General features: G+C 42.8%; 10 protein-coding genes. 5 read left to right on the top strand and 5 right to left on the bottom strand.

Annotated elements, in window-relative coordinates:
• Positions 1–107: 107 nt before the first annotated feature.
• The 3 genes from BGP76_RS11165 to BGP76_RS11155 all read right to left on the bottom strand — a co-directional run bounded on the left by BGP76_RS11165 (position 108) and on the right by BGP76_RS11155 (position 3,129).
• Positions 108–779 (bottom strand): bifunctional 4-hydroxy-2-oxoglutarate aldolase/2-dehydro-3-deoxy-phosphogluconate aldolase, encoded by a 672-nt coding sequence (locus BGP76_RS11165; RefSeq protein WP_073121966.1) that lies wholly within the window; start codon positions 777–779, stop codon positions 108–110.
• A gap of 4 nt (positions 780–783) precedes the next feature.
• Positions 784–2,004, bottom strand: coding sequence for a 6-phosphofructokinase (locus BGP76_RS11160; protein ID WP_119844715.1), 1,221 nt, complete (start codon positions 2,002–2,004; stop codon positions 784–786).
• Between the two features lie 84 nt (positions 2,005–2,088).
• Positions 2,089–3,129, bottom strand: coding sequence for a sugar kinase (locus BGP76_RS11155; RefSeq protein ID WP_073121962.1), 1,041 nt, complete (start codon positions 3,127–3,129; stop codon positions 2,089–2,091).
• 165 nt (positions 3,130–3,294) lie between these two features.
• On the opposite strand from BGP76_RS11155, the gene BGP76_RS11150 reads away from it, so the two are divergent.
• Together BGP76_RS11150 and BGP76_RS11145 are read left to right on the top strand one after the other, a co-directional pair.
• The gene (locus BGP76_RS11150) at positions 3,295–4,356 is read left to right on the top strand and encodes a LacI family DNA-binding transcriptional regulator (RefSeq protein ID WP_158584250.1); all 1,062 of its coding nucleotides are present in this window, start codon (positions 3,295–3,297) and stop codon (positions 4,354–4,356) included.
• Positions 4,357–4,682: 326 nt separating this feature from the next.
• The gene (locus BGP76_RS11145) at positions 4,683–6,626 is read left to right on the top strand and encodes a YgiQ family radical SAM protein (protein WP_073122523.1); all 1,944 of its coding nucleotides are present in this window, start codon (positions 4,683–4,685) and stop codon (positions 6,624–6,626) included.
• Positions 6,627–6,668: 42 nt separating this feature from the next.
• On the opposite strand, the gene BGP76_RS11140 is transcribed toward BGP76_RS11145, so the two are convergent.
• Both BGP76_RS11140 and BGP76_RS11135 read right to left on the bottom strand, forming a co-directional pair.
• Complete coding sequence (locus BGP76_RS11140) at positions 6,669–7,310, bottom strand: response regulator transcription factor (protein WP_073121958.1); 642 nt, start codon at positions 7,308–7,310, stop codon at positions 6,669–6,671.
• Positions 7,307–7,933, bottom strand: coding sequence for a sensor histidine kinase (locus tag BGP76_RS11135; protein ID WP_158584248.1), 627 nt, complete (start codon positions 7,931–7,933; stop codon positions 7,307–7,309). The genes BGP76_RS11140 and BGP76_RS11135 overlap by 4 nt, the downstream gene beginning before the upstream one ends.
• 489 nt (positions 7,934–8,422) lie before the next feature.
• On the opposite strand from BGP76_RS11135, the gene BGP76_RS11130 reads away from it, so the two are divergent.
• Genes BGP76_RS11130 through BGP76_RS11120 form a run of 3 tightly spaced genes read left to right on the top strand, consistent with a single transcriptional unit; the run spans position 8,423 to position 11,233 of the window.
• Positions 8,423–9,523 (top strand): NAD(P) transhydrogenase subunit alpha, encoded by a 1,101-nt coding sequence (locus BGP76_RS11130; protein WP_119844713.1) that lies wholly within the window; start codon positions 8,423–8,425, stop codon positions 9,521–9,523.
• 25 nt (positions 9,524–9,548) lie between these two features.
• Entirely contained in the window at positions 9,549–9,857 is a 309-nt protein-coding gene (locus BGP76_RS11125; RefSeq protein ID WP_073121952.1) for an NAD(P) transhydrogenase subunit alpha, read from the top strand.
• On the top strand, positions 9,857–11,233 hold the full coding sequence (locus BGP76_RS11120; RefSeq protein WP_317041714.1) for an NAD(P)(+) transhydrogenase (Re/Si-specific) subunit beta: 1,377 nt from the start codon (positions 9,857–9,859) through the stop codon (positions 11,231–11,233). The genes BGP76_RS11125 and BGP76_RS11120 overlap by 1 nt, the downstream gene beginning before the upstream one ends.
• The last annotated feature ends 28 nt before the right edge of the window (positions 11,234–11,261 follow it).

Genomic DNA, 11,261 nt, shown 5'->3' with positions numbered 1-11,261 from the left:
TTAGAGCCTAAAATACAAAAGAAAAGCCACTCCGAAGAGTGGCTTTTCAAATTGGATAGTCTGTAAGGGCGGCAGACTATCGCCTCTAATTAAAAAACAATTACTAATTACTTTCTTAGTTTCTTAGCGATCGCTAGTGTGTCTTTCACTTTTGCAGTGACTGCTGCATAGTCAAAGTTTCCACTTGCGTCTTTTGAGAATAGTTTCGATCCCATACCTACACAGTGCACGCCTGCATCGAACCATCCTTTCATGTTTTCTTCTGTAGGCTCCACACCACCTGTCGGCATGATGCTAGACCATGAGAATGGGCCTTTGACAGCTGCTACGAACGATGGACCACCTACTTGAGAGCCAGGGAAGATTTTGACTACTTCGGCACCCAGTTCTTCTGCATAAGAAATCTCTGTCAATGAGCCACATCCTGGTGACCAAGAGATCTTTCTTCTATTACACGTTTTTGCCATCTCTGGATTCAAAATAGGAGATACGACAAAGTTGGCGCCTAACTGGATGTAAAGTGAAGTAGTACCAGCATCTACTACAGATCCGATCCCGAGGATCATTTCTGGGGTTTCTTTAGCAGCGAATTTGTTCAGTTCGCCGAAAACTTCGTGGGCATAATCCCCTCTATTGGTGAATTCGAATACTCTCGCACCACCGTCATAGCATGCTTTCAATATCTGTTTGCACACTTCGAGATCTTTGTGATAGAACACAGGTACTACACCTGTTTCTTTCATTTTCAACGCAACGTCTATTCTTGTAAATCGTGCCATTTTCTTAATTCCAGTTTAATATTTTATTAAAATCATATTGTTCGGGATTGTCTACATACGTTCCCAGTTTTTCAAAATCCTTCTCTTTGATGAAGTGAAGGTTTTTGAAGCTCAATTTAGAGATTTCTGCATCTATGTCTACGAGACGTGGAGGGATTACGCCATCTCCATTTTCGAATTCAGACAGATACATAGGTGTGATATCTCCTCTTGAGTTGGTGGTGACGATACATCCGCTGATGCCTTCGTCGTATAATTTTTTGACCCCAATCGCTAATAAGGTACACAGTGTAAGATCATAGCCAATCGGACGACAACATCTCAGTTCATAACCTAATTCGATCGGTCGACTTTTCATTTCCAGCCCCAATTCTTTGAGTTTCTCTTGTACGAGAACGTTGAATATGTTGGACTTGCTGACATTGCCTAGCTCTGGGTGACCGTGAGCATCATAGGTGAAAAGAATGCCTGAATCTTTGAGCTCCTGCTCATCGATGATATGAAATACGCCTTCACTGACCAATGCTACACCATAATCGATCCCCATGATCATACGTTTGAGCATGGACGAAATAATGAGTGTAACCACTTTTTCTAGTGTTGCTTTCGTTTTGTTAAACATCTCAGGGATGATCAACATAGGAAAGTGACATGCCGATGCGATACCAAAAGCCAAATGTCCAGCAGATCTCCCCATGGCAGACATGATGAACCAGTTGTTGCTCGTGATCGCGTCCTCATAGATCGTATTACCGATTTTAACGCCCTCGTCCTTTGCAGAGTGAAACCCGAACGTTGGATTCCTGTCTGGAAGAGGGAGGTCATTGTCAATGGTTTTTGGGACATGGATATTGGCAACATCCACGTTATTTTCTTTTAGATACTTGGAGAGTCTATTGGCTGTGCTGGCTGTGTCATCACCACCGATAGTTACCAATAAGCTCACGTTTTCTTCCACAAAAAGACGGGTATTAAAATCCTCCTGTTTAGGTTTGAATCTACTCATGAGTAGGGTAGATCCACCTCTGCTAAATATCCTGTCTGCGTAGTAGAAGTCAAATTCTACTGTTCGAGGATTAGGAGAAAGTAGCCCTTTGTAGCCTTCATGGATGCCCAATACGCGATATCCATCTGCCATGAATATCTTGGCAACTGTACTGATGACGGTATTGATTCCTGGTGCGGGACCTCCTCCGCAGATGATGGCTACTGTTTTCTGTGTCATATTAGGTGTGGGATGAAAAAATGGGGGGCTGGATTCTGTACCGAAGTACTATGCAATCAAACACCAGCCCCCATCTAGGAGATATTATCTAGCGACTCTGCCTGAGGCATCGCCACCCATTAGTTTTTCTACTTCGTCTACAGTGACTAAGTTAGCGTCACCTTTGATCGTGTGTTTCAAGCATGATGCAGCTACCGCAAAATCAAGTGCGTTTTGATCATCTTCTGGGTATTTCAACAATCCGTAGATCAATCCACCCATGAATGAGTCACCACCACCTACTCTATCCACGATATCTGTGATTTGATACTGACGTGTCTCTAGCATGGTTTTGCCATCATACAATACGCCCGCCCATGTGTTGTGTGATGCAGAGATCGAACCTCTGAGCGTAGTGATTACTTTCTTTGCTTTCGGGAATTTCTCCATCATTTGTTGACATACAGATAGGAAAGCTTCCGCCTTGACGTTGTGTCCTTCTGTCTGTACAGATACGCCTTCTGGCTTGATGCCAAAGTGCATTTCTGCATCTTCTTCGTTTCCGAGGATGACATCACAGTATGAAGTCAACTCTGTCATGATAGACTCACGGTCTCCACCGTACTTCCATAATTTTGCTCTGTAGTTGAGGTCAGTAGAGATGGTGATCCCCATTTCGCTTGCTACTTTGACGGCTTCTAGACATGCATCTGCTGCTCCTTGAGAAATAGCAGGAGTGATTCCTGTCCAGTGGAACCACTCTGCTCCATCAAACACTTCCTTCCAATCGATCATGCCTGCAGTGATTTCAGACATAGATGAATGCGCTCTATCATAGACTACCTTGCTTCCTCTACTGACTGCACCAGTCTCTAGGAAGTAGATGCCTAATCGGTCGCCACCGAATACAATTTTGTCGGTGTTTACACCTCTTTTACGCATTTCCATCAATGCGCACTCGCCGATATCATTCTTTGGTAATCTTGTTACGAAATCAACAGGTACTCCGTAGTTGGCCAATGAGACAGCCACGTTAGATTCACCACCACCATAGACTACATCGAAAGAATTGGCTTGAGAAAATCTCAAAAATCCTTGTGGTGCTAGTCTTAGCATTATCTCTCCGAATGTTACAACTTTTTTCATAATATTAAATGTTTTCAAATTACCGTGTTCGAACACGGTGATACTCCTAAAAAAGCCCTTCGATTGAAGGGTGATTGCATCGTGTACGAACACGAATGTTCACAAATGTAATATTATTTGAGGATGCTCCAAATTATTTCAATCTTTTTTTTCATCTTTGGCTCAATGAAAAGAATTACCATCAAGGAAATCGCCAGACAAGCTGGCGTGTCTGTGGGGACGGTCGATCGCGTGTTGCACAAAAGAGGAGAGGTGGCAGAGGCTACTAAAGATTTAGTACTCAAAATTGCCAAAGAAGGGAACTACACGACTAATGTATTTGCGCGTAATCTGAAGCTCAATAAGGTGTATCAAATCGCTGTAATACTACCCTTGGATAATGATTATTGGAAGACTCAACGCCAAGGGATCGAACAGTCTGCTGAAGAGTATGAGTCGCTAGGGATGGTGCTTAAGTTTTACCCCTTTGATAGAAGTAACCAAGGGTCTTTTTTGACTAAAGCGGCCATGGCTATTGATGGTGAGCCTGATGCAGTGATTCTAGCTCCCTTGATGGAAGAGGAAGCTACCGATATCTGTGGGCGATTGAAGTCTAAGGCTATTCCGTTTGTTTTTGTGGATTCTAACTTGGAAGAGGTTGCGCCATTGGCCTTCATAGGTCAGGATTCTGTGCAGAGTGGCTATCTAGCTGCTCGATTGCTCAATTATGGTTATGGTGAAGGACATGATGCATGGATTTTGAAATATACGGATTTTGATAGCCTCAACAAGACGATTGATGAACGTATCGATGGGTTTCGTCAGTACTATGTGGATCAAGGTTGGAATGCTGGACGAATCCATGAGATCAATGTAGAGAATCAAGCAAAGCTGACAGAGGTTTTGAATTCCATCAAAGGAGAGGGGATGCACTTGTTCGTGCCTAATTCTCGATCCTATCAGATCGTATCGATGATAGATGAATCCAATCTTGCGCGTAAAAAACGTATTGTAGGGTATGATTTAGTCAAAGAGAATATTGCGCCACTGGAAAACGGTCATGTGGATTTTATTATAGATCAAAATCCGAATCTACAGGGCAATCTAAGTGTTCAGGTGCTATATAAACAACTCATCGCAAATGCTCCCATCAAGCAGTATCAATACATGCCGCTGGAGGTGGTTTCTAAGGAAAACTTGCGCTTTGCTAATTCCTACAGGGAGGAACCAGAAGAGGTGGTGGGTTGAAAAAAGTTGACATCTCCCACTAGGGAGAGTCAATAGCTGATTATACTAAGATCAAGTAGAGCATTACTGGCAATACTTTCAACAAAATGGTATAGAATAGAATAGATCTCTTTAACATTTTCATAGCTGTGTTATTTGATTATTTCTATACAAAATTGTTTAATTCTAAGATTAAAATAAATACGGGATTCACGTATTTATAGGAATAGGTATTTTTCTTAGGTATTGATTTACGATGCTCTTAGATGTCAGGAGTCTACTATATCTACTTTGGGATAGACTCAAAAGCCTTACTTTCTTGATTACTTCACTACCTTTGCATTATGATCGCACAAAGACCCATAACGGATTGGTTGCCTATCACCAGAAAGGAAGTTCTCGAACGGGGCTGGGATGAGCTAGATGTAGTAATCGTCTCAGGAGATGCCTATGTGGATCACCCGTCATTCGGTGGTGCGGTAATTGGAAGGATTATCGAGAGTGAGGGCTACAAAGTTGGGATCATTCCTCAGCCTAATTGGCAGGATGATTTGCGCGATTTTAAGAAATTTGGGAAGCCTAAGATGTTTTTTGGCGTGACCTCTGGCTGTATGGATTCTATGGTGAATCACTATACAGCCAACAAACGCAAGCGATCCAATGACGCCTATACCCCAGGTGGGGAAGCAGGCTTTCGTCCAGACTATGCGACGATTACTTATTCTAACATCCTGAAGAAGCTATACCCTGACGTACCGATCGTCATCGGTGGAGTGGAGGCGAGTTTGCGTCGTGTGACACATTATGATTATTGGTCGGACAAGCTCATGCCGTCTGTTCTTGTGGATAGTAAAGCCGACATGCTGGTCTATGGCATGGGCGAGCAGCCTTTGCGTGATCTTCTTAGATTGCTGGGCAAGGGAGTACCTTTTGATCAACTGAAGACCATACCACAAACCAGTGTTTTGACAGACCGGAAAGAGGATTTGCCAGAGGTGGATTGGAAAACGATCATGCTCAATAGTCACGAAAAGTGTCTGCGAGACAAAAAGTCTTACGCTTCGAATTTTAAACATGTAGAGCAGGAGTCCAACAAGCTTAACGCCAATAGAATCGTGCAGGATGCTGATGACTACCATGTGATTATCAACCCACCTTATTATACGATGACAGAGACTGAAATTGATCAGTCGTTTGATTTACCCTATACACGTCTGCCGCATCCAAAATATAAGAAGCGTGGGCCGATACCAGCATATGAGATGATCAAGTTCTCGATCAATATGCATAGAGGATGTTTTGGAGGATGTAGCTTTTGTACGATATCAGCCCATCAGGGCAAATTCATAGCCAGTAGGTCGAAGGAGTCGGTGATGAAGGAAGTAGATCAGGTGACTTCTATGCCTGATTTCAAGGGGTATATTTCAGATTTGGGTGGACCATCTGCCAATATGTATGGGCTAAAGGGTAAAGTGCAAGAGATCTGTGACCGATGCGTGAGTCCGTCCTGTATACATCCTGTGATCTGTAGCAACTTGGATACGGACCATAGTTCTATGACAGAGTTGTACAAAAAAGTAGATGCGCACCCGAAGGTTAAAAAGGCATTTGTGGGCAGTGGGATTCGCTACGATCTGTTGGTGGAGAGTTATAATAAAAATGCCAACAACAGCATCGATGAGTACATGGAGCAACTGGTGACGCGTCACGTATCCGGCCGATTGAAAGTCGCCCCAGAGCATACAGCAGATGATACGCTTCGTGTGATGCGAAAACCGTCTTTTAAGCATTTCCATGACTTCAAAAAGAAATATGATTTCTATAACAAGAAGAATGGACTGAATCAACCTTTGATTCCCTATTTTATTTCTAGCCACCCAGGGTGCAAGGAAGAGGATATGGCTAACCTAGCGGCAGAGACCAAAGACATGGGCTTTATGCTAGAGCAGGTGCAGGATTTCACGCCTACGCCGATGACTGTCGCTACAGTGATCTATTATTCGGGTTTTCACCCGTATACGATGGAGCGGATGTACGTACCTAAGACAGAGAAAGAAAAGCGTGCACAGCACATGTTCTTTTTCTGGCATAAAAAAGAGTATCAGCAGCGGATCAAGGACAAACTAATCAACAAGAACAGACGCGATTTGGTAGAAAAGTTACTTGGAGGCAGGATTGTTCGTGATGTACTAGAAAAACAACCTTTCGTAGAGAAGGCTCACCAGAATAGCAACGGGAAAAAAGCTTTCAGTGCAAAGAGTAAGGCTTTTAGAAAGAAAAGGAGACGCTAGTCTCTTTCTTCTATCATGTAAGCACGAGGTGATGAGCGAACTCTAATTAAATTGCTCTCCAGCATAACCTTTCTCCACTGCATATTTGATCAGTGAGGCGATATTCTTTTGATTCAGCTTGGTCATGAGGTTTTTTCGATGGGTGTCGACAGTGTGTGTACTGATAAATAGTTTTTCAGCGATCTCGTTGGTCGTCAATCCATCCGCTAACAGTCTCACCACGTCACGTTCTCTGTCGGTAAGGTAGGCTGGGCCTACGTGCCCTTTGGTTTTGAGGCTTTCCATGATGGTATCTTTAACCTCCGCGCTAAAGTGCTGTTCGCCTGCATGAACTGCTTTGATAGCAGTGATCAATTCGTCTTTTGGCGTATTCTTGAGTACATAGCCGTGCGCACCTATTTCTATTAGATTACGGATGAATTCTGGCTTGTTGTACATGGATAGGATAAGAACTTTAGTCAAAGGGTAGTTTTTTCTGATCAGTTTGGTCGTTTCCAATCCGTCAAGTTCAGGCATATTGATGTCGAGTAGCACTACATTGACCGCTTGCGTTTGTAGTTGGTCAATTACTTCATTTCCGTTATGAGCATGACCTACGATATGGATACTGTTTTCATTGGATAAGAGGGCTTTTAGACCCTCTACTATGACTTGATGGTCGTCTGCGATCAATATATTTATCATGCTGCTAGCGGTATTTGAATAGTGATAGTAGTGCCGTGACCTGGAGTAGAATCAATAAATACCGAACCAGCGATTTGGTTCAGGTTTCGCTCTATTTCTTTCAGTCCGATACCGTTTCCTCTGATAAAGTTAACCTGTCTTGGGTCAAATCCAATACCATTATCCTCCACGGTCAGGATTAATTCTTGATCGTTACGATTGAGTTGAACAGTGATTTGACTTGCATAAGCATGGGTGAGCGTGTTGGTAATGAGTTCTTGGATCATGCGGAATAGTCGTAGGTTCAGTTCATGGCTTAGCGTTTTGTCCAAACCATGAAAGTAGATGCCCAGTTTGATTTTTCCTTCCTGTTCTAAAGTATGCTTGATATGTTTTAAAGACTTCATGATGTTGAATTCTGACAATTCTTTGTCAGACATGCCATAGGCTAGTTGGCGGGTGTCATTGACCACCTGATCCAGTAGAAGATGTCCTTGTACGTAGGGGTTGGAATTCAGAATTTCAGGATGGGGGAGCGAACCAAATTGCATTTTGGCAGCTACGATTTTGTTTCCAATGTTTTCGTGGAGTTCATGTATGATCTTTTTTCTCTCCGAGTCATTGTCCAACAGTAAATCATTCATGGTTTCTGTTTCTATTTTTTGAAACTGTTTGCTCACATAATATTTGTAGATATCTTGTTTGAGAGATAAGATGATTGTGTTGTGTTTCTTGTTTTGAATGTAGTAGATGCATAAAATCACAATTATGCCAAAAACTATTATGAGTATTGGGACCGCCATGGTTTTCCTGTCAATTTTTCTACCAAAAAATTAGCACTTATTGCCAGTGATTGTAATCCCTTGATTCAGGTATATTGAGGCTTTTGTGACTTGCTTTTAGTAGTATCGATAGAGATAGCGCGCTTTTGTTATGCATGCAGCTTATTTTCAGTGGGTTGAAGAGGTTTTTTCTGAGGTAGTGATTTTATCAAATTGTTAATTATTTAACATATTATCTACGTAGTTTTTTTTTCAAACTCATATCTTCGCATTCCAAATGATAGAAAATAACACGAACCCGATGTGATTTTAGCTATATGCTGAACTTTTTAAAAACATAAATAATCAGTGATGATAATAGGGGTATTAAAATGTACTGAAGAAAATCTGGTAGGATTAGTGCCAAAAGTGGTGTCTAAATATACCAAAGGAGACTATGAGGTACTCGTGGAAAGTGGAGCGGGTGCAGCATCTAACTACTCTGACGATATGTACGAGGAGGTAGGGGCTAAAATAGCACCTAGAGCGGAAGTGTTGGCACAGGCTGAAATTTTGCTTACATCTACAGGTATAGAGGTAGATGAACTATCAAAGACCAAGCAGTCTGCCATAATAGTGGGTAAGTTCAACGGTCGTGTGGAATCGGAACTATTGACTGCTTTGAAACAGGCGGAAACCAAAGCGTTTAGTTTGGATCTATTGCCACGTTCGTCTATTGCTCAGTCTATGGATGTGCTGTCTTCTTTGGCGTCTTTGTCGGGATACAAAGCGGTCGTCTTGGCTGCAGATCATTTTGGTGGGTATTTGCCTATGATGACGACTTCTGCGGGGACAATTCCTCCAGCGAAGGTAATGGTATTGGGTGCTGGTGTCGCTGGACTACAGGCGATTGCTACTGCAAAACGACTGGGTGCAATGGTAGAAGCCTTTGACGTGAGGTCAGCGGTAAAAGAAGAGGTGGAAAGCCTCGGTGCTAAGTTTATCGAGGTAGAAGGAGCAGCAGAAAGTGCCTCTGCAGGAGGTTATGCCATAGAGCAGTCCGAAGAGTACATTGCGAAACAAAAGGAGTTGATCCATCAGACAGCCATGAAGGCTGATATTGTGATCACCACGGCGAACATACCTGGTAGAAAGGCTCCGTTACTGATCGAAGAGAAAACTGTTAGAGCGATGAAAGCTGGTAGTGTTATCGTAGATATGGCGACAGCCAGTGGAGGTAATGTAGCCCTCGCACAGGATAACCAAACGGTGGAGGTAGAAGGGGTCAAAATTATCGGTGACACCAAACTATATAACCGGATGGGGCCTCAGTCTAGTTTCGTCTATAGTAACAATATTTTTAATTTCCTGACCTTTATGTTCAAAGAGGGAGCGGAAAACATCCCATTCGAAAACGAGATCATAGCGAATACGCTGCTCAAGGTTGAGCAAGACGAGGCGGTTTCAGCTTAAGTTTATCACGTAACACCTAATTATTATGCTAGAAATTTTAGATTATCTAAGTGATAATGTATTGACCATTAATTTATGGATCATTACGATATACCTCGGTTTTGAGGTCATCTCCAAGGTTCCAACTGTACTCCATACACCACTCATGTCTGGCTCCAATGCCATCTCTGGTATCGTCATCATCGGTGCGATCATTCTGGTCAGGCAATCAGCCAACGACGATTATGTTTCGCTGGTGATCGGTAGTGTAGGTATTGTGCTTGCGACCATTAATGTAGTAGGGGGGCACGCAGTGACCAACCGTATGTTGGACATGTTTAAGAAAAAATCATAATGCAGTATATCAATTTATTATACATCCTCTCGACGGTTCTATTGATCATCGGGTTGAGAAGAATGAGCAGTCCAGCATCAGCTGCTAAAGGTAACCTGATTGCAGCAGCAGGTATGGGATTGGCGACTATTGTAGCGATGTTTGATCCGATAGCTGGAGATCAAGGCAACTATGCATGGATCATCGTTGCGTTAGCGATTGGTACAGTTGTAGGCTTGGTCTTCTCTAAGAAAGTCGCCATGACAGCTATACCAGAGTTGGTTTCGTTATTCAACGGATTTGGTGGTGCCTGTGCCGTAGCAATCTCTATCATAGAAGTGTACAAGTTCGGTGAAACCAGTAGTATAGGTGCACGTGCGACGACTTATATGGCTTTGTTCATAGGTGGCGTGGCTTTTACAGGTTCGTTGATTGCTTATGGCAAATTGAGTGGAAAGGTTAAGGACTGGAAAAGTGGGATTTCGTCATATTTTAACCTCATCTGGTTGGCACTATGTCTAGGACTAATCATCTACGAAGTAGTAGCGATGGGTCAGATTGAATATCTACCTATGGCTATTTTAGTGGTGTCGTTGATCTATGGATTTACTTTTGTGTTGCCTATCGGAGGAGCAGATATGCCTGTGGTGATTTCCTTGCTCAATGCCTTCACCGGTATTGCAGCAGCTTTGGCGGGTATCGTCTACAGCAATATGGTGATGCTTTTAGGTGGGATACTCGTCGGGTCATCAGGTACGATCCTTACTGTACTGATGTGTAATGCCATGAATCGTTCGTTAATCAATGTGATCATCGGAGGGTTTGGTAGCTCAGCTGCTACCGCTGGAGCTGGCCCAGAAGGGGATGTTAAAGAAGCTACTGCCAATGATACTGCCATCATGATGCGCTATGCTACCAATGTGATGATCATTCCTGGGTACGGGATGGCAGTAGCACAAGCGCAGAAAGCTTGTAAAGAACTCGATAAGAGTCTTACCGAACGAGGCGTGAATGTTAATTACGCGATCCATCCTGTGGCGGGTCGTATGCCAGGTCATATGAATGTACTACTAGCCGAGGCGGATGTGCCATACAACAAACTCATCGATATGGATGATGCTAACAATATGTTCGGAGATACAGATGTATGTTTGGTGGTAGGGGCTAATGATGTGGTCAACCCATCAGCTCTCGATGATCCAAGTAGTCCGATCTACGGTATGCCTGTTTTGGAAATCCTAAAGAGTAAAAATGTAGTCGTGCTAAAAAGAAGTATGAACAAGGGATATTCGGGGATTGAAAACCCATTGTTCTTTCATGAGAGAACTAAAATGCTCTTTGGAGATGCAAAAGCTACAATTGAGACATTGAATAACGAAGTAAAATCTATGGATTAATCATCCAAACGAGAATGAATTTATTAAA

Source organism: Reichenbachiella sp. MSK19-1 (genome assembly GCF_003590315.1).
GTDB classification, from domain to species: Bacteria; Bacteroidota; Bacteroidia; order Cytophagales; family Cyclobacteriaceae; genus Reichenbachiella; species Reichenbachiella agariperforans.
Note: the sequence above shows the minus strand (reverse complement) of the source record. Positions and strands in the feature narration are given on the sequence as shown.